Origin of the sequence: Polaribacter sp. MED152 (genome assembly GCF_000152945.2) — a bacterium.
Lineage (GTDB): Bacteria > Bacteroidota > Bacteroidia > Flavobacteriales > Flavobacteriaceae > Polaribacter.
Map to the genome: position 1 here is coordinate 2,720,915 of NC_020830.1, position 21,034 is coordinate 2,741,948.

The following is a 21,034-nucleotide window of genomic DNA, read 5'->3' on the forward strand; positions in this document are numbered from 1 at the left end:
TTGTAACTTAAGTAATAGATTAGCTCATTTAGATTATTATTAACTCATTAAAGATATTTAATTTTTTATATTTATTCTAACTCCAGAAGAATGGCTACTAAATTCTGGGGCATACATGCTTTGTATTGTAGAAATTCCGTTACTAAAATTACCAGCATTATTTACTCGAACATCATATTCAAATACATAAACTCCTTTGGGTAACCTGCTAAAGAAAAAGTTTGTTGCAGCATCTTTAGTGCTTTCATAATAGCCTAAACCATCTTGCCATTTGTATTTAGAAATTACATTAACAGGTTCTACACCAGAAGCTCTCATGTCTTTTAAATGAATAAATTCCATATTTCTATCAGAAGAAAGTTCTATTCTTACCGTTATTAAATCACCCACTTTTACTGTGGAATTATTCGTAATTTCTGTTAACTTTTTACCAAAATCTGAATTGGTTTTTAAAAACAATGTCTTAGAAAGTTTAAGAGGTGTTTCTGCACTTGTAATTTGATCTAAATCTTCAAAATATTGCCAATACAAACCTCCCCAAGCAATTCCATTTCCTTTTTTAGAAATTGTAACATTTGCCATATTTTGTTCAATTTCTTCTTTGTTCCAAGAAGTTTTAAAATAGCCTGTACCAGCTTCCACTTTTACATCTGGCATTTCTGTAGGCTGTATTTTTTGATCCCCAATAGTTACATCCACCATTTCTTTAACAGATAACCAATCTGAGCCATTTAATAACAAAGCATATACAGCTTCAGAGGTTGCTTTGGTAGTTTTCCAACTATTGGTTTGTTTATTTTTAAGCAGCCAAATTTTTAAATTATCTATGGTTGCCATATCATTTTCAATTTCAGAAAAAGCTTCAATCAATAAAGCTTGTGTTTCTATAGGCGCTTGATAATAATAGTAGCCAGCTGTATTGCTTTTCCAATACATGCCCATTTCTTCTGATGTAATTGCGTTCTCTTTTAAAGATTTAAGAATTGCATTTGCAGTTCCTTTTTTATCGTTTCGAAACAATGTTAATGCAATTTGACCTTTCGCATAAAGATTATAGTCTAACCAATATTGCTGAGCTTGATTTAAGTAATAATTAAAACTAGTTGCATTCTTTTCGGGCAAAGAGATTTCACTATAAAAACTGCGCATATACAAATATTGTATTGTAAAATAGTTTAAGTGATTTGCCTTTAAATAATTGTTGTAAGCTTCTTTACCTAACTTTTCTGTCTTCGCTTCTTCTTGAATTCTACTAGCATTTTCTACTAGCTTTTTAAATTGCTTAGCTATTTCATTATCTAAATACTGAACAGTTTTAGACATCATATTTGTAGTAGAGGTATCAAATTCAGAGACACCTAATTGTTTTAAATGACCAAAACCAGATGCAATGTATTGAGTGATAAAATTACTTTCATATCTACCTCCATTAAACCAAGGAAAACCACCTGAACTCATTTGCATATCTTTTAATTTTTCTATGCTTTTTTGTTGTTCATTTTTCATTCGGTTTAAATTGAATAAAATTGCAATTCTTTTCTTTTGTTCACTTTCTGATTGTGCACTTCTTAACCAAGGTGTTTCTTGAATTATTAACGATTTTAGTTCTTGATTTTTTTCTAAATTCGATAAAAGTGCATCCGATGTTTTCCACGCATCAAAAACTTCTTGAATTCTTGGGTTTGAATTGGCTACATAACTTGCTATTGTATTTGCATAATACCTAGAAAATGTTTGCTCAGAACATTCATAAGGATACTCCATTAAATAAGGCAAAGCTTGCAAGGCATACCAAGCAGGATTAGAAGTGATTTCTAATGTTAATTTATGGTTTTTAAGTGTTGATGAGGTGTTGTTTTTTAATTTATCTAGTGTAAACGTTTTAGTTTGATTTGTTTTTACATACATAGGTATTGTTTCTGTAACCAACATTCTATTGGTTAATACAGGCAATACATTTTGTTCACCATCAGAAAAATCTCCAGCTTTTGCAACAATTTTATATTGAACTGCAGTAATGTTTTCCGGAATTACCAATTGCCAAGAAACAAAAGTATTACCATCCTTATCTACTGTAAAGTTTTTGTTAGACGCAATATTTTGTAATTCTGAATCTATTTCTTTACCAGAAATAGCATCTGTTAAAATCAATTTGGCAAAACCACTCAATTGATTATTGGTTAAATTGGTAATTTTGGCACTTAAATGAATCGTGTCTTTTTCTCTCAAAAATCGAGGAGCATTAGGTACAACCATTAATTCTTTTTGAGTTACGGTTTGTAATGTTTTTGTTGTCGATTTTAATGATTTGCTATGAGCCAACAATTGTAATTTCCATCTTGTTAAAGCCTCTGGCATTGTAAAAGTAAAAGCAACTTTACCACTTTTATCTGTTAATAACTGTGGATAAAAGAAAGCTGTTTCTTTAAAGTTTTTACGAGCTTGTACCTGAGACAATTCCTTATCTAATTTGGCTTGCCCAGTTTTGGTTGTAATAATTACAACACCATTTGCACCCTTAGCACCATAAAGTGCAGTTGCTTCAGCGTTCTTAAGAACGTTCATGGAAATAATTTCAGCGGGTTCTAAATTAAACTCGGTTACTACTTTTCCATCAACAATGTACAAAGGGTTTTTAGTGCCACTAACAGAGGCATAACCTCTTATTCTCAATTCACTATTTGCTCCTGGTTGACCTGTATCATTTAAAACACTAACTCCTGCAACTTGGCCAACTAACGCTTTTTTCATAGTTGCATTTCTACCAACAGAACCAAGTAATCCAGTTTTTGTTGAAGTGCCATAGCCAACTACTACAACTTCGTCTAATGTATTGGCATCTTCTTCTAGGGTTAGATTAAAAGTACTACTGTCTGTTATTGTTTTTGAAACTATTTTATAACCTAGATATGCAATTTTAAGTTCTTCGCCCTTTTTTACTTTTAAGGTATAGTTACCATCAAAATCAGTTTCAGTGCCATAAGTTGTACCAACTACTCTTATAGAAACTCCAGGTAAAACTCCACTCTCATCAGAAATTGTTCCTTTTATAATAAAATCATAATCATCTCTATCTTCTATGATTTTAGCTTTTGCTTCTGCTCTTAAATTTCTTAAATATTGCTGATTCAAATAGTTGTTTTCAGAAATATTAAAACCAAACCAATTGTAATAAGTTGCACCAATCTTTGGATAGGTATAATGTTGAACAGGTAAGTTTTTTATGGAAAATCTCACATTATCAAAACTGTTAGATGAGCTTCTGCTATAGCTGTAATATTTAGATTTAGATGTTGTAGGGTTAAATTGCCAATTATGTGCTTTAAACTCATCTAAAGAAGCATCGTACATAGAGGCTAAAACTTCTGCAGCAACAGCATCATTTTTATCATTGTTTAGAGAAAAACTCCAAGTTTCTGTTTGACCTGGCTGTAATTTATCTCTAAAAATATTTGTGGTAAAACTGATGTTATTACTTTTTTCAGTAACATTAATTGATAGATTTCCGCTATCAAAATAATTAAAATTCACATAATGCCATTTTATAGCAAAACCACGATTATCGTTTTTATCAACAGGAATTTTAATAGTTTTAGTTTCATTATTTAAAGCAATTAACTGTGTGCTTATAATTTTGTGATTTTTTTCTACTTGAAGTACAACCGTTATATTTTTAGAGGCAGAGCCTACTGTAAGCAAAACATCATCACCAGTTGCATATGAAATTTTATCTGTATTTATTGTAAATAATTTCTGGTCTGCAACTTTTTTATCATTTTTAGAGAAAACTGTAACTCTTTGTTGATCTTTAACTTCTTGGCCAAATTTATCTTTACTTTCTAATACAACTACGTATTTTCCAGAGAGCCATTTACTAGTCTTTTCTAGCTGAATTTCCTTAGATTTTTCGGTGTCAAATTTAGTGGAGAATACAAGTTTACCTTTAGTCCAGTTCTTTTCATCATTCTCATTATTGGAATAAGGATCATGAGGAAATAAACTTCTAAATTCCCTTTCAGAAATTTGTTGATAATCAGGTGCAGCCCATGTTCTTGGCCTCAAAGCAGTTTTAGGTGCATTTAATTTATATATTTTAAGAGTTCCTTTAGCAGCAACAAATTCATCGTTTAGATTTTTAGTATTAATGGTAAGGCTTGCAGGGTTATTTTTATCAATTCTATTAGGTGCATTGATTTTAGCTACCAAACTATGATACCCAACTTTTACAATTTGAGTTACGCTTCTGGTCTCTCCATTTACATCTGTTACATCTGCAGTAATTTCATAACTAAAAATAGGCAAACTTTCCTTATCTGTTTTAGAATCTGGAATTGCTTTAAAGACAATGGTAAACTCACCATTTTCATTTGTAGTTGTTTCTCCATTCGTAATTTCTTGAGATTCAGAGCTTGGCTTTGGTCTGTACCAATAATACCAACTTGGGTATTGTACCATCCTTTTTACACGATAAACTACAGTTGCATCTGTAATACTAGCACCCGAAAAAGCTTTAGACAAGCCAGTAACTGAAATTGAATCATTTACTTTAAAGGTTTCTTTAACAGGGTTAAAATTTGTTTCGAACTTTGGTCTTTTGTATTCTTCTACTGCTATTTTTTTAAAGGTGGGATATTCAAAGTAAAAATCTGCATTATCATAAAATTTACTATCATACTCATAACTTTCATCTATTTCTATGCTATACTCACCAGTTAAACCATTGTCAGGTAAGGTAAATTCGCCAGCAACAGAACCATATTCATTTAATTTTACATCCAATTGTTTTATCAATTGTCCATTTACATCGTTTAAAGAAATTTCTACATATTCATTGGTTAATAGCTCAGATTTTTCACCAATCTTTTTAATTAGAATCGCTTTAAGATATACTTTTTGGCCTGGTCTATAAATGCTTCTATCTGTAAAAATAAAAGGCTTAATACGTATTTCATCGTCTTCAGAAGAATTGAATTTTCGTGATTTCTCGTAAATGGTATTCGATGCTAATAAAAGCGTATCGTTTATAGTGGTAACTTTTATGTCTACATTGCTGTAGTAGTTACGACTGTTGTAAGAGGCAAAACCTTTTCTGTCTGTTTTTAATGTTTTCATTATAGAAGCACCTCTATACCTGTATTTATTGGTTAATCTAATTTCAGCTTTTTTTATTGGTTCTCCAGAAACACGATCTACAACTTGAAAGTTATTTGTACCATTAAAAGAATTCTTTACCAAAGTTAAATTCGTAGCCTGTATGGTTGCTGTTCCATAAATGCTTTTAATGCTTGGTTTTTGTTCTTCTGATGCTATAATTAAATACATTCCGTTTTTAAATTCAGGAACAATTATTTCTGTACTATGCTGTATATAATCTTTTTCATCTCTTAAGGCTTGTTGCCAAGAAGTTACTTCATTTAATACATTAATTAATTTTAGTCTAGCTTCTAAATTATGTGTCTTGTTAAAAACTCTTAATTGATTATTATTTATTCGATACGCTTTAAAATAAAGTTTGGATATATTTTTATAGGTTACTAATAATCGTGATTTTTGATTTATAGGGATAAACTCTTCAGTAGTTATAGCAAGTGTTTTGGCTGTAATGTTCTTTTGAAGTATCTTGCATTTTTGTGCTCCTAGACTTTCTGGAAACTTTTTAAGAACTTCATTACAAATGGCTAAAGCTTCTTTCTTATTGGCTTGATTATTTAAAATTTCTGCCATTTTAAAAGCATACAATCCAGATGATGGTGTGTTTTTTAATGTTTGCTTAGCTATTTTTAAAGTTTGATATAAGTGCTTTTCTTTATCATTAAAAGTAGCATTAGCATTTACAAATTCTAGCCTTTTAATATCAATAAAAGCTAAGGCATCATAATTTTCTGCTGTTGCATGAAAATCAATAATTTTTTGATAAATTTTCAATGCATTTAATTGTAAAGAAAGTGAGTCTTTGGCATTGATATTTAGCTTCTTATATTTGGTATAATCAGCAATGTATTTGGCGTCATCAATTACAAATTGATAACTTGGTTTTGTAATTGCACTTTCATTGGTTTTGTAAAAGTTTAAAGCATTGTTTGCTAAAAAATCAAATAGGGTAGGAGTATATGTTCTAGCCTCTTTATCTAACAATAAAATATCTTGAAATAAGGTAATATCAATACCATGTAAAATTTCACTTTCTAGTAATGACTTGTTAAAATAAGCATGAACTTCTTTAAATAAGGTATTTAAATCCCAAGTTCTAAAATCGTTGCTATTAACTTTACTATTTGTTTCTGTTCTATTGTAAAATTTAAATCTATTCTGATTAAAATATTGCCAGTACAAGTTGGCTAGCACATTTTGTAAAATATTTTTTGTAGGATAATTGGATGCTTTAATTTCCAGTTTTAACTGGTTAATAACCTTTAATTGAGCATCTTCTTCTAAAATTAAAGCAAACTTGCTTTTATAGAATAAAGACTTAATAATTTGTGGAGATTCTTGTTCACTTTTAGCTTTTGCATAAATGCTATCTACTACTTTTAAGGCAGATTTTGGTAAGCCGTCAATCTCAAAAACTTCTACTTTTTTCCATTGATTTTTATAGTTGTTTTGAGCGTTGGTTGCTGCACAAATTAAAATTATTAGTACAATACTTATTCTTTTTATCATCGTTAATCAATTTAATTTTTAATGATATGTATATCAGGCATTAAATAACTACAAGTTTTTTTATTAAGATTTATTACAACATAAATCTAATATTTAAAGTCAGTTTCGTTCTAAAGGTAATTAATATTGCAGAAAGCTTTTGTATTTTTACTCTTTATAATTTTTGATATGAACATACATTTTATTGCTATTGGAGGTAGTGCAATGCACAACCTAGCCATTGCTTTACACCAAAAAGGATACCAAGTTTCAGGAAGTGATGATACAATTCATGATCCTTCTAAATCTAGATTAGAAAAATATGGATTATTACCTCAAGAATTTGGCTGGTTTCCTGAGAAAATTAGTCAAGATTTAGATGTGATTATTTTAGGAATGCATGCTAAAATTGATAACCCAGAATTGGTAAAAGCACAAGAAATGGGTTTAAAAATATATTCATATCCTGAGTTTTTATACGAGCAATCTAAAGATAAAACTAGGGTTGTAATTGGTGGTTCTCATGGTAAAACTACCATAACTTCAATGATTTTACATGTTTTAAATTATCATGATAGAGAAGTAGATTACATGGTTGGTGCGCAACTAGATGGTTTTGAAACTATGGTGCATTTAACAGAAGAGAATGATTTTATTGTTTTGGAGGGCGATGAATATTTGAGTTCACCTATAGATATGCGCCCTAAATTCCATTTGTACAAACCAAACATTGCCTTGTTAAGTGGTATTGCTTGGGATCATATAAATGTTTTTCCAACCTTTGAAAACTATAAAGAGCAGTTCAAAATTTTTACAGACTCTATGATTAATGGGGGAAGTATGGTATACAATTCTGAGGATGAAAATGTAGCTGAAATTGTAGAATCATCAGAAAATCATATCAAAAAATATCCTTACGAAACGCCTAGTCATTTTATTGATAATGGCATTACCTATTTAGAAACAGAAGAAGGTGATTTACCATTAGAAATTTTCGGAAAACACAATCTGCAAAATTTAGCAGGGGCAAAATGGATTTGTCAACATATGGGTATTGATGAAGACGATTTCTATGAGGCAATTGCAAGTTTTAGTGGCGCTAGTAAACGTTTAGAAAAAATTGCAGAGAATTCAGAAACAGTACTATTTAAGGATTTTGCACACAGCCCAAGTAAAGTAGCTGCCACCACAAAAGCCGTTAAAGAACAATACAAGGAGAGAACGCTTATTGCTTGTTTAGAACTGCATACCTACTCTAGTTTAAATGCAGAATTTCTATCTGAATATAAAGGTGCATTAGATGCAGCAGACAAAGCTGTGGTATTTTATTCACCACATGCAGTTGAGATTAAGCAATTAGAAGAGGTGTCTAAAGAGCAAATAGCAAACGCATTTCAAAGAGATGACCTAGTAATTTATACCAACCCAAAAGAATTTAAAGACTTTTTATTTTCTGAGAATTTAGAAAAATCAGCTGTAGTTTTAATGAGTTCTGGTAATTATGGAGGCTTAGATTTTGAAGAGGTAAAGCAATTGGTTTAGTTTTTTTTGAAACCAAGTTGAACTAATTTTTCTTGTTGCCAATTTTTATCAGTAACTCTTTTAGAGAGCCATTTTCTGTACTCTTTATCAAAGACTGATTTGTAAAGGATGTTAGCACGCGACTTTATAAATAATTTTCGTTCTGCAGCTTTAAAGTTTTTAGCTCTTAAAGAACTGTTATTCAATTGCGCTTCAAAAATTGACAAATACTCTTCTATTTCTAAAGTTGATTTGTATGCCAGACACTCAGGTTTATTCAAAGTGCTATAGCAACTTGCAAGAAAGCAATTTAAAGGGTTTTTTAAGGTTTTAAAATGATCAAAAGCAGATAATGCCTTGGTTTTTTGTGATAATAAAAAAACATCATAAGCATTTCTTAATGCTAAGTCTTTATAATAAAAACCAGCATCGTTAATCTGTTTGGCAATTATAGATAGTGCAAGTTGATTATTATAGCTCATCACTTGAAATCCATTTATTTCTTGGACATCTTTTGCGATAAGCTCATAATTAAATTCATCTGCATATTTTTCAATTAATAATTCCTTATGAATTTCTACAGCAGCAATTGCTCCTTCTTTCTGTAATCTAGGATGATGTTTGAATTGAGGGAAATGATATTCAGTTTGATGAACCTTTGTATATCCATTTGCCTCTAAAATTGAGATAACTTTAGGATAATCTTCTTTTGAAAAAATAAAATCGATATCACCCACCATTCGTTCTGCAATATCTTCATACAATCCTTCTAATAAATTACCTGTACCTTTAAGAAAAACAGGTTGTATTTGGTTTGCTATCAATAGGTTATTTAGCTCTCTAGCTTGGTCTATAATTCCCTGATTTCTTTCTCTATTTAAGTTTGTAATATGTTGCATGTAGGCAACTAAATCTTCAGGTAAATAGGCTAAAAAATTTGCTTTTTTAAGATTACAAAATAATGCAGGAAACACATAATGAGCGGTACTAAGTTTTACAATATCATCCCAATTTACGGCATTGGTTTTTAACTGATTTTCTATTCTTTTCTTATTTTTGGATATCGTGTTTATGGTTAAACATTCAGCAATAAAAAAAAGTGTTTTTCTATAATTCATTCTCAAAAAGTTGTTTTACAGCTTTAATCATCTCATCATTGTTTGAGTAGGTTAACTGATAGCAGTTTAATCCTTCAAACCAATTCAAGAACTTTTCAGCATTCTCTTTTTTGGGAGATAACCAAGAATCTGGTACTAATTGTTGAAATGCATCCAGTTTAGAAATTTTATCGAATTCTAACTCACTCGATTTTTCATATTTAATAAAGACTAAATCATTGCAAGGCAGATGACTTTTGTAATTGTTATTATTAGGTTTTAAATAGCGTACAATTTTATGCAGACGTTCATACTCATATTCCTTTGCATCAGCCAATTCAGCATAAAAGGGTAGCAAGGTATTTAGACTATTTTTTTTGATAGAAATGGCTGCAGGAAAACTAAACACTTGCAACTCATTTGCAGCTACAGGTACAAAATCATCAGCCAAACAGGTAAAGCCATTTGCTTGAAGTAAGGCTAAAGAAGTACTTTTTCCATTACCAGAATCACCTAAAAATAATATAGATTTTTCTCCATTACCAATGGCAGATGCATGGAAAACTCCTAACCATTCTTCCTCTTCTTTCTGATGAATTTTTTGAATCAGCTCCATAGAAAATTTTCCTTGAAAAAAATGAATTTCTTTACTTCCCCAAGCACCAATAAATTCGTTGTCTAGATATAGAAAAATATAGTTGGTGTCTATAAAAATTTCATAGAAGTAGTTTACTTTTTTAGTTTCTGCTATTTCTAAATGTGCAAATTTTGGATGAATGTAAGACAACTCCAAATCATTTAAATAAGCCACATGAATTATAATATCATTTATTTGGTAATATTTAATGTACTTATATTTCTTAGGTTTTTTAATATCTCTATAATCGTTAATTAATTCAGGGCTTAGTTTCGTTAACGATTTGTTTATTTGATTCTCCAAATCAATAATAAAATCGATACTTTTTTCTAATGGGACACTCAATTTTTTAGCAACAGCTTCTGCAATCACCTTAATCGGAATTCCTTTATGAATTCGTTTTAAAATGTCTGCGGTTGTATTTTCAAAAATGACATACTCATTGCTGTTTTTAAACCAAGTAATGGTTTTGTTTTCAATAACTTTATAAAGTAATTCGTTTTTTTTCATTGTTCTAAATGTAGAAAATAATATTGAGTATAACTAAAAAACGCCTCAATGATTGAGGCGTTTTGGGATGTATTTTAAAGTAAAGTTAAAAACCAAATCCTGGAGCTTCAGGGCTTTGAGCTTGAGCTTTTTTAGGGTTTAATATCATATAAGTACCTAACGCAGTTAATGCTGCATATTTACCATAGTTACCTATTTTTTTTATCGCTTCTTTACGAGTGATATCTTTTTGTTTGTTGTTTTTGTTTTCCATCTTCTTTATCTTTTTAAACTCGTATTATTCTAAAGTGATTTTTTTATTCAATTTTCCTGATTCAGTTTCTAACTGAACAATATAAATTCCGCTAGCTAAATTTGGTAGAACAATTTTATTATTTCCACTGCTCGCAAATGAATTATTCAATACTTCTTTACCTAATAGATTAAATAATTTAAAGGTTGATTTACCTTGTGGTAAACCTGCTATCATTAAGTTAGAATTTGTAGTTTGGTAAATACGAATTGAATTCAGATCTACTTCTTTTAAATTAAGTGCACTAGATTTAGTGTGGAGGTAAAAACGACCTATTCCATCTAATTTTTCGGTTAGCGTTATTTTGTATTCAGAGTTTTCTTCATCTAATTGGGTAAATGTATTTGCAGTTCTATCTTCTAAGTACACATTTAGGCCTTCAGGTAAATTCGTAACTTCAGTAGAAAAAGCAATTTCTTTGTTTGCATCTGCTATTACTCCAATTGGTATTACCATATTTTCGTAATTTGAGTTTGGTAGTGATTGTATCCCTAATTCCTGTTCATTAACATTACTATTAGTCACATGTTTCGTATAAACTTGAAAATCATTTGTAATACCTCCAAAAATTGAACTATCGTAACCATTATCAAAATTGGTTGTAGTACCATTTAAATAATAAATTTCCGATTTTCTTATTTTTGACTCATCTGAAAGAAATAATTTAATTTCTGTTCTACTGTTTTTTTGAAATGATTCTCCTGAGCCATGTGATTGCATAGCCTCTGTAATATTAAAAGTTGTACTAGCACCATCTGCATTAACAAAGAAACCTTGTCCAGGTGCTATAAATGCATTCGCACCTATAGTTGCCGAATTTCTCTGATCGTAAGTGCTCGTTTCTTCATTCCAAATCCAAATTGTAGATTCTGTTAATAAATCATTTCCACCAGAATCGTTAGCACTTAATAAGGAAGAAATAGAAATAAATGAAGGGTAAGGATTACCCATTAAGTTAAAAGCGTTTCCACTACCACCACTATTATCTGATAGGTTTATTGATGTGAAATCACTAACATTCATTGATCCAGAAAAAGTAATATTACCAGCTGATGCTAATTTTGTAGAGTAACCTTTTCCGTCAACTAAAGCAGTTGTTGCTGTATTAGCAAAGTAATCCCATCTATCATTGCTACTAGCTTGAGAATTATCATAAGGAGCAAAACCAATGTTAGGCGCTGTTCCGCTTGCAAAGTCATTGTTCGCTCTCATATCCGTCATAATTTCCCCTCCAACAGGACTTGAAACTAAGTACCAATTTGTAGTTCCTAAATTTCTTTGGTAATAAATTGTACCTGAATAAGTACTTTGAGCTATTAAAGAAGCTCCTGATCCAATAAAAGTAGCGTTAACAGTAACTGTAGAACTAGCTGTTGGATAATTTGTTAAGCCACTTGGGATGTATATATTATCTGATGCAGCTGACGGATTATCACTATCAAGCCAGTTAGTAGCTGTACTCCAAACATTATTGGTTGTTCCAGACCATGTATTATAAAAACCAGTATTATCTGTATTGTCTCTTCCTGGAGAAAATAAAACCCCTCCATTTCCAGTTACATTATCATGTGTAACAAAACCACCAGTTAAATCTGGATTTCTTGCTAATGAAATATTATTACCTCCTTCACTGCCATAGGTATAAGAAGTTACAATTGTTCCACCAGCATCTTTTATAATTATTGTGTCTCCTCCATTATTTAGACTTACAGAACCCTCAGATGATACCTGTGTTAATGAAGGTATATTTGTTGGTGTACCACCACCAAACACAACAATAGTTCCAGCTGTAGGCAATATAGTTCCTTTTGGGAATGTATGTGTTAATACACTACTGTCTTCAATGGTATATCCACCTATATTCAGCTCACCTCCTGAAGCATTGTAGATTTCAATAAACTCATCATCAAATGAATCCACAGAGCCATCTCCATTTGCATCTCCATTTGTAGAATCTGGGTCTGCCATAAATTCATTAATAACCAAATTTGGTAATTCATTATCGGTAATTGTAACAGTATGTGTACTTATTCCTAAATCTGCTGTACCAGAAGTCACAGTAAAATTTATTACTATTGTCTCATCGTCAGAATCAGTATCATCTTTTATCGTTAATGGAAGTACTAAAGTTTCATTGGCATCAAATGTTAGTGGTGTAACATCCAAAGTGTAATCTCCAGCTTCTGCTGTACTACTCCCATTTATAGTTGCAGTAATTGTAACATCAGTATTATAATTTGAAAGTGTAATTGGAACTCCAGAAGTTACAACATCACTATCAGTTTCATTTTCAGCACTTGTAGCTGTATCAAACGTAACACTTGGATCAGAGCTGGGAGCAGCACCTTGTACAGTAATATCATCCATTCTTAGTAATCCAGCTCTAGAACTTGTGAATTCAAAAAACAAACCAAAACTACCATCATGTGTATAGTCTGAATTTACTGCAGAACCAGAAGAGACAAGTGAGTCAAAACCACCATCCGAATCTATAGATAATTCCCAGGTACCAGTTGAACTCCTTGTTACTTTTATGCCTACTGTATCACCTGAGCCCCAATCTAAACTAGATGTAACAATAGCACCATCTGCAGCACCATTTGTTACTTTCCACAAAGTTAAAATATCAGATGTACCTGTTAGATTAACACCTACTGCGTAACCATCTACAGTTGAAGAACTTAAATCTGTTTCATTTGCAGTTAAATAAACCCAAAACTTATTGCTACCTGATGGGTCCCAAGCACCATTTGCTAGATTAAATTGCCAACTAGTATCTTCGTTTGTTAAGTCTAATGCGGATATATCGTGATAAATATAACTTTCACCAGATACGCTTGATAAATTATGTTTTAGTGACCTTGTTCCAGTAATTGGTGATGAAGTTGAATTTGTCCAATCGCCTGAAGTACCTTCAGTCCAACCCGTTAAATTTCCATCTTCAAAATCATCACTAATTGTTTGTGAATATGAAAAAAAAGAAGAAAATAATGTTATAGCTAAAATTTTTAAAAAGTTTTTGTGTTTCATAGTTATAATTTTTAGGCTTTGAAACTACAACAAATACTAAGTAATTGATAATCCATTTTGGGCAGATTTAAAGAATTAATCATTTCTTAAAATCTGAAATAAAACGTAAAGTTTTGTTAATGATAAGTTTAAGTTGAGGTGTTTTACTTTATGCCAAATAATGTTTTTAAAACTGCATGACGCTTTAAAAATTTGTATAATAACAAACAAACAAGAATAGTGGTGATTAAAATGATAAGAAATTCAATGAGACTTCCTAAATTTAATTGAACTATGTAATAACCGACTGCTACTATAATGCTTTGGTGTAGCACATATATGGGTAAGATGCTGTTATTGGCTTCAGGTAAAATGAAGCTTTTAAAATTCATTTTTTCTGAAAATAAGGCCACAAAATACATGATCCAAGAAAACGCAATTAAAGCACTTAAAGTAGAAATTAACACATGATACCAGTCAAATTTAGGATTCAAATATGCACTTACCAAGTTTTCATTGCTTGAACCTATTATTAATGACAAAGAGCACAGAACACCTACTATTAAAAGTTTATTTTTATTTCTTTTAATAATAACCATCCAATAATCAATATCATTTATTAAAACAAATCCATATAAAAATGACCATAAATAGGTGAAGAAATCAGCCCAATCTGTGTAAGCTGGAAAAATGGGTTTTAATATGAGTCTACATGTAAAAATGGGTAAGGCCAATACAAAAATACCATAGGGTTTATTCATGACATTTTTTATCCAATCAAATTTAATTTCCTTGTTTTTGATTTTTGTAAAAATAGGATACAACACAAAAGTCATTACTAGTAAATATGGCAAATACCAAAGATGAATACCAATTTCTTTGAACCATAGCAAAAAGCTAAATGAAAAATCATGGTCTAAAATTCGTGAAGGATAGCCTTCTAAAAAATAAAAATAATTCTGAAATGCTTCTTTATCTTGAAGTGCCTGAAAAAATCGTTGAGAAGGTGTAATGAATAATGAAGCAAAAGTAAACGGAATGATTAATCTTTTAAATCGGTTTTTAAAAAACTGTTTTTTGGTTGTTTTCATAGCAAACCAAGTGCCTAATCCAGAAACCAAAAAAATAAGATGTAGCCTCCATCCATGCGTAAAAACGGTTAATATATCAGCAATAATGGAGGTATTGTTACTTTTTATAAGCCAATGGAAGTTATTAAAAGGTTGCCAAGAATGGAAAAAAATAAGTAACCAAAAAGCAAGTACTCTCAACCAATCAAAATAATATAGTCTTTCGTTTTTACGCATTTAAACCCTTTCGTTTTTTTATTTGAATTTATCTGTTAAGGTAAGAGAAGAGTAATTGTTTACTATAGGCTATAAAATTTACGATGAGTAATATACTTAATTTTACTTTGTAATTATTTTTATTTATTCAGGCTGTTTAACATTTTTTTTGCTCGGTTTGAAACCGATTTTCTTTCATCGTTTGTAAGTTGTTCTAAATGAGGTTTTAACCAGTTTTTTAAATTGGTATCGTGTTTAGACCATTTTGTAAGGGTATCCATAGTTTGATTCAGTACAATCCAATCTTGGTGAGTTGCAAGATTATTTTTCATAATCTCCTTTGCTTTGTCGATTTGAATAGCACTCATATCCTTTTCTAACATTCCAAAAAGTTGTGATAATGTCCATTGGATAGAGGCTTGATTGATGTTTTTAATTTTCGTTAAAAAATCATCTATATAAGGAATTAAAAGGCTTTTGTTTGCTTTGCATAAGCGTTTCATTGCGTTTGAAGTTCGCAGTCTTACTACTTCATCATCACTAAAATAACAATTAAATAATTCATGAAAATAATGAGTATTAACTAAGACTTCATTCACTATTTCAATAGTATTTCCTAAAGAATTTGGATGGCCACCTTTCAGTCTTTCTTCAAAATTATTCACTTTTAGATGTATTGATTGATTATTTTACTCTGAGAACTAAAGTAAAAAATACAAACTGTATTATCAAACAAATGAATTACGTCTGTTTTAATTACTTTAGAAAAGTAGTTTTTCTTGAATTACATGATTTTAGTTGCCAAGTACTTTTGTACTTCATAAACGTCTATGCTCTTATTGAACTTTTTACTTATTGAGGGCATGTCTTCACTTGAAATCCAAATTTTTAGTTCAGCATCCAAATCAAATGTGCCAGAAGTTTCTAAAGAAAACCTTGAAATACTTTTATAAGGCAACGTTTTATATTCTATTTTACTTCCTGTAATTCCTTGAATTTCAATTAGAATTAGACGTTTATCTGTAAACATAAAAGTATCTCTTAAGAGTTTGAATCCTAACTCAATACTTTCATTTTGAACTAGTAATCTACCGTATTTTTCAGTTAGTTTCTCAGAAGATACTTCACTTGCGTTCCCTAAAATTTTATTGAATAATCCCATAGTATTTTAAATTTTTATTTGCAATTTACTCCTTTTTAATCGCTTTGTATTTCGCTAATTTGCAATACTACACTTCTTTATTGTATTAAGGCATTATAAATGAAACTGCAGCAGCTGAATTTAAATTTAAATTCGGAAAAATCTGTCTTCCTAAGTCAGGATCATCATATTGATTTCCCCAAAATGATTCTCCATAACTTTTCACATAAACCATAGTTCCACTGGCAAAACCTAAAGCATCTAATGAGGCCTGACTTAAATTTAGATTGTGAGGAGTATTGTTTATAGGGTAAGTTTCAAGTACAGAATCGTAATTTGTACTACTAACGTTTGCGTCTGTAGAAAAGAAAAATCGAATATATCTTGTATCTGCTTGATTTGCAACAGGGTTTGTAGTTGTAGTAATGATTACAGGAAAACTACTGCTTGAATTAATACTTAAGTTTGTTACTGAGGTTGTTGATTTCTGGCCTAATGATGGTGCATCTGGTATAAAAGTATTTCCATTATTATGATCAACATCAAACCTTTTAAATGTACCATAACCCGATTTTTCATAAGTCAAAGTATATGTGCCAAAAGGTACGTCTGTCAATGTGAATTTTCCATCTGTATCAGTAGTCGTTGAAATAGAGGTTCCTTCTACTTTAATAGTCATCCCATTATTATCAATTTGTGTTACTGACTCATCATACAAATTTACTGAACCACTAATGTTTGCAGAGGTAATAGGATTTGTCATTGAATCATCACTTCCACCACACGAAGTAAAACCAATTAGAATTGCTAAGGTGAGAACCAAATTATTTACTTTCATAATTTCCAAATTTTAAAATGATTGGTTTGTTATTCTCTAGCTAATTTAGTGAATAGAGTTTACCCTTAAAAATTTACTAGCATATGTTATAACTTCCATGTATTAAAAAAGGCTTATGTTTAATTTAATCTTTAGGATTCTTACCTGTTTTTTATCAATTTCTAAGGTGTAAGTTTATCACTGCTGCTATACTTTTTTATCATAACACTCCTGTTTTCTGAAAAATATACTAGTATAAATTAGAAAAAATACTAGTATATTTTTAAAAATATTGTACAATAAATTTGTAAAACTTTATGAGCTTTTAATAAAAAGTTAGTGAGCTAATGATCACTTTAAGGTGAACAATTACTAAAAACTAACGCACTATATTTTTAAACTAGGAAACTTTTAAAGGAATGGTTATTTAGATTAGTTTTTTCTCCAAAAGAAAGGTGTAAATAATATTAATACCGTAAACAATTCTAATCTACCAATTAACATTAAGAAAGAACAAAACCATTTTGCAGGCGCAGTTAAATGGGCAAAGTTATCTACTGGGCTTACAGAGCCAATTGCAGGACCAATATTACCTAAAGAAGAGGCTGCAGCACCCAAAGCAGACAAAAAGTCTAAACCTAAAAGCGTTAAGGTTACAGAGGCCATAATAAATATAAGCATGTAAATTATAAAGAAAGAAATGATATTAAATACAATGGTTTGATTCACAGATTTACCATCATATCTTACAGGTATAATTGCATTAGGATGTAGCGCTTTTTTAAATTCTAAAAAGCTATTCTTTAACATTACAATGTGCCTAACAACTTTTACACCACCACTCGTAGAACCAGCAGAACCACCAGTAAAGAATAATGCGAAGAAAATTCCGGTTGCAAAGAAATTCCACATAGTAAAATCAGCAGAAACAAAACCTGTGGTTGTAACTACAGAGGTTACCATAAATAAAGAATGTCTTATGGCACTTTCGGTTTTACCTAATACCTCAGGATGTGCAAGTGTAGTAACCATTGTTTCATCTTTAAAAAAGATGATGATTACAGAAATTATCATAGAAATACCTAAAATTCCGAAGAAATAGTATCTAAATTCTTCACTTTCATATACTTTTTTAACCTTACCTTTTAATGCAAAATAGGTCAGTACAAAGTTAGTACCAGCAATGAACATAAAGAATATAATAATATATTGTATAATAGGTGATCCATTATAAAAGGCAATACTATCGGTTTTTGTTGAGAAACCTCCTGTACTTACTGTGGCCATTGCATGATTAATAGCATCAAACCATGTCATACCTGCCGCTTTTAATAAAAAGAATTCAGCAAAGGTTAATACCACATAAATAAGGTACAAACGTTTTGCAGTATCTGTAATTCTAGGATGCAGTTTGTCTGCAGATGGCCCAGGAGCTTCTGCCATAAACAATTGCATACCTCCAATTCCTAAGAGTGGTAAAATGGCAATGGTTAATACAATAATACCCATACCTCCAATCCAATGTGTGGCACTTCTCCAAAAGAGAATACCTTTAGGCATAGCTTCTATATTTGTTAAAATGGAAGAGCCTGTTGTAGAATAACCAGATATTGTTTCGAAAAATGCATCTGAAACAGTAGGTATTGCACCAGATAATAAATAGGGTAGCATTCCTGTAATAGAAAGTATCAACCAACCAAACGTTACAATTAAGTATCCTTCTTTTTTCTGAATATTTTTATGTGTGGGTTTATTGAAAAAGAAAAGTAATAAGCCAATAAAAACAGTTATAATACCAGCATTTAAAATTCCCCAAGCTTCTTTTTCTTCAGAAAAGAAACTAAAAGGAAATGCGATAAACATAAAGCAACCATTAAGAATAGCAGTGATTCCTAAAAAACGATATATAATCTTAAGGTTCAAGTTGTTCATTTTAATTAAAAAAACGCTCTACTGTACCAATAGCTTCTGGTAAACAAAATACAATTACTTTATCTCCACTCTGAATTTGCATATCTCCAAAAGACATTAAAGCATTACCATCTCTTATAACACCTCCAAAAACGGCTTCTCTAGGAAAGCGTAAATCTCTAATTGGGTGTTTGGTTACTTTTGCATTTGGTCTTACTTCAAATTCAAATACTTCTGCATCTATATTGTGCAAATTGGCCAACTCTAAAATTTCACCTTTTCTAATATGCTTAAAAATATTACTTGCAGCAATTAGCTTTTTATTAATTAAGGATTGTATACCAATAGTTTGTGAAATATCAATATAATCCATATTTTCAACTAAGGCTATGGTTTTCTTAACCCCTTTAGATTTTGCTACCAAGCAAGACATGATGTTAGTTTCAGAATTACCTGTAACCGCAATAAAAGCATCAGTTTCTCTAATATTTTCTTCTTCTAATAATTCTAAATCACGTCCATCACCATTAATCACTAAAGTATCACATAAGGTTTCTGCAAGCATTTCTGCTTTCTCCCTGTTTTTCTCAATCAACTTTACTTTAAAATTATCTTCGCAAAGGCTTCTGGCAGTTTTTTCTCCAATACTACTTCCACCTAAAATAAGTACATTTTTAATATCAAATTGCTTCTTACCAATAATAGGGTAAAGGTCTTCCATACTGTAATTTGGTACAGAAAAATACACTTGATCATCTATTCTATACGTGGTATCCCCTCTAGGAATAATGGTTTGAGCAACGTTTTCACGTTTAATAGCAATTGTAATAAAATCTACATTCGAAAACTTCTGTTTGGCCTCTTTTACGGTTAAATCTACCAAAGGCGATTTGTAAGAAAGCTCAGTACCCATAACATTAAACAATCCACTTTCAAAAGCAACAGTATCGTTAAATGAAGATTGATTTAACAATAATTTTATTTCATTCGCTGCCAATTCTTGAGGCGATATCATAAAATCTAAACCAAACTTAGAAAAGTCAACCTCACAATCATTTAAAAATTCAGGATTGTCAATTCTTGCGATGGTTTTTTTAGCGCCTAAAGATTTACCAATTACCGAAATTGTAAAATTTGTGTTTTGGCTATCTGTTACAGCAATAAGAAGGTCTGCAGAATCGATACCAATTTCCTTTAATAATTTTATAGAAGTGGCATCACCTTTTTGTGTTATTACATCTAAATGATTATTAATATAGTTTAATTTTTCACCATCAAAGTCGATGATGTAAGTATCTTGAGATTCGTAAGAAAGTAATTTTGCTAAATGAAAACCTACATCTCCAGCACCTGCTATTATAATCTTCATATAAAAAAAATAGAAATCTGGCACAAAGATACAAAAGTCTATAAAGACTTCTTTTAAAAAGAATTTTCTTTTTTAAACCGCAATTTTGGTATTTTTAGAAAAAATTGATTGATGGAAAAGTTAACCATAAAAACCTGGGCTATTGATGATAGACCTCGAGAAAAGTTACTGGCTAAAGGAAAAAGTGCATTGTCTGATGCAGAATTAATCGCCATTTTAATTGGTTCTGGAAATAGGCAAGAAAGTGCAGTAGCATTATCTCAACGAATTTTAAAATCGGTAGAAGGTAATATAAATCAGCTAGCAAAGCTTACTGTAGAAAAGCTTTCTACCTTTAAAGGTATAGGAGAAGCAAAAGCAATTGCAATAATTACTGCTTTAGAATTAGGCAAAAGAAGGCAATTAGAAACAGCTTTAGAAAAACCAAAAATTACAAGTAGTAAAGCTGTGTTTAATTTGATGCAACCTATAATTGGAGATTTAGAGCACGAAGAGTTTTGGGTGCTTTTTCTAAATAATTCAAACAAAGTATTGGCCAAAACCCAAATTAGTAAAGGTGGCCTAACTGCAACTGTTGTAGATATAAGGCTACTTTTTAAACGAGCTATAGAGTTGGCTTCAGTAGGCATGATTGTGTGTCATAATCATCCTTCAGGAAAATTAGAACCTAGCCAAGCAGATAAACAGCTCACAGAAAAAATTAAAAGAGCAGGAACAACTTTAGATATAAAACTGTTAGATCATCTAATAATTACTGAAAAATGGTATTTTAGCTTTGCAGATGAAGGCATCTTATAAAATGTTT

The 21,034-nt window shown here is 30.7% G+C and carries 13 protein-coding genes; 2 read left to right on the forward strand and 11 right to left on the reverse strand.

Features of this window, described 5'->3' with window-relative positions:
* Positions 1-57: 57 nt before the first annotated feature.
* Positions 58-6,660 (reverse strand): alpha-2-macroglobulin, encoded by a 6,603-nt coding sequence (locus MED152_RS12145; protein WP_015482188.1) that lies wholly within the window; start codon positions 6,658-6,660, stop codon positions 58-60.
* Between the two features lie 168 nt (positions 6,661-6,828).
* Between MED152_RS12145 and MED152_RS12150 the strand changes: the two genes are divergently transcribed.
* Entirely contained in the window at positions 6,829-8,181 is a 1,353-nt protein-coding gene (locus MED152_RS12150) for a UDP-N-acetylmuramate--L-alanine ligase (protein WP_041383672.1), read from the forward strand.
* Here MED152_RS12150 and MED152_RS12155 read toward each other — a convergent pair.
* The 10 genes from MED152_RS12155 to trkA form a co-directional block, all read right to left on the reverse strand.
* The gene (locus tag MED152_RS12155) at positions 8,178-9,278 is read right to left on the reverse strand and encodes a nucleotidyltransferase family protein (RefSeq protein ID WP_015482190.1); all 1,101 of its coding nucleotides are present in this window, start codon (positions 9,276-9,278) and stop codon (positions 8,178-8,180) included. The two genes, MED152_RS12150 and MED152_RS12155, sit on opposite strands and share 4 nt — an antisense overlap.
* The gene (locus tag MED152_RS12160) at positions 9,268-10,404 is read right to left on the reverse strand and encodes a hypothetical protein (RefSeq protein ID WP_015482191.1); all 1,137 of its coding nucleotides are present in this window, start codon (positions 10,402-10,404) and stop codon (positions 9,268-9,270) included. Before MED152_RS12160 ends, MED152_RS12155 begins: the two co-directional genes overlap by 11 nt.
* Positions 10,405-10,489: 85 nt before the next feature.
* Complete coding sequence (locus MED152_RS13775) at positions 10,490-10,657, reverse strand: hypothetical protein (RefSeq protein ID WP_015482192.1); 168 nt, start codon at positions 10,655-10,657, stop codon at positions 10,490-10,492.
* A 24-nt stretch (positions 10,658-10,681) separates the two neighbouring features.
* The gene (locus MED152_RS13440; RefSeq protein WP_015482193.1) at positions 10,682-13,726 is read right to left on the reverse strand and encodes a lamin tail domain-containing protein; all 3,045 of its coding nucleotides are present in this window, start codon (positions 13,724-13,726) and stop codon (positions 10,682-10,684) included.
* Between the two features lie 143 nt (positions 13,727-13,869).
* Entirely contained in the window at positions 13,870-15,012 is a 1,143-nt protein-coding gene (locus tag MED152_RS12170; protein ID WP_015482194.1) for an acyltransferase family protein, read from the reverse strand.
* Positions 15,013-15,131: 119 nt separating this feature from the next.
* Positions 15,132-15,656 carry a hypothetical protein gene (locus tag MED152_RS12175; protein ID WP_015482195.1) on the reverse strand — a complete coding sequence of 175 codons (525 nt, stop codon included), beginning with the start codon at positions 15,654-15,656 and terminating at the stop codon, positions 15,132-15,134.
* A 119-nt stretch (positions 15,657-15,775) separates the two neighbouring features.
* On the reverse strand, positions 15,776-16,153 hold the full coding sequence (locus tag MED152_RS12180) for a PH domain-containing protein (RefSeq protein ID WP_015482196.1): 378 nt from the start codon (positions 16,151-16,153) through the stop codon (positions 15,776-15,778).
* Between the two features lie 85 nt (positions 16,154-16,238).
* On the reverse strand, positions 16,239-16,970 hold the full coding sequence (locus MED152_RS12185) for a carboxypeptidase regulatory-like domain-containing protein (protein WP_015482197.1): 732 nt from the start codon (positions 16,968-16,970) through the stop codon (positions 16,239-16,241).
* 411 nt (positions 16,971-17,381) lie between these two features.
* Positions 17,382-18,881, reverse strand: a complete 1,500-nt coding sequence (locus MED152_RS12190) for a TrkH family potassium uptake protein (protein WP_015482198.1) — start codon at positions 18,879-18,881, stop codon at positions 17,382-17,384.
* A 1-nt stretch (position 18,882) separates the two neighbouring features.
* Entirely contained in the window at positions 18,883-20,229 is a 1,347-nt protein-coding gene (trkA, locus tag MED152_RS12195; RefSeq protein ID WP_015482199.1) for a Trk system potassium transporter TrkA, read from the reverse strand.
* A 111-nt stretch (positions 20,230-20,340) separates the two neighbouring features.
* Between trkA and radC the strand changes: the two genes are divergently transcribed.
* The gene (gene radC, locus MED152_RS12200) at positions 20,341-21,027 is read left to right on the forward strand and encodes a DNA repair protein RadC (protein ID WP_015482200.1); all 687 of its coding nucleotides are present in this window, start codon (positions 20,341-20,343) and stop codon (positions 21,025-21,027) included.
* The last annotated feature ends 7 nt before the right edge of the window (positions 21,028-21,034 follow it).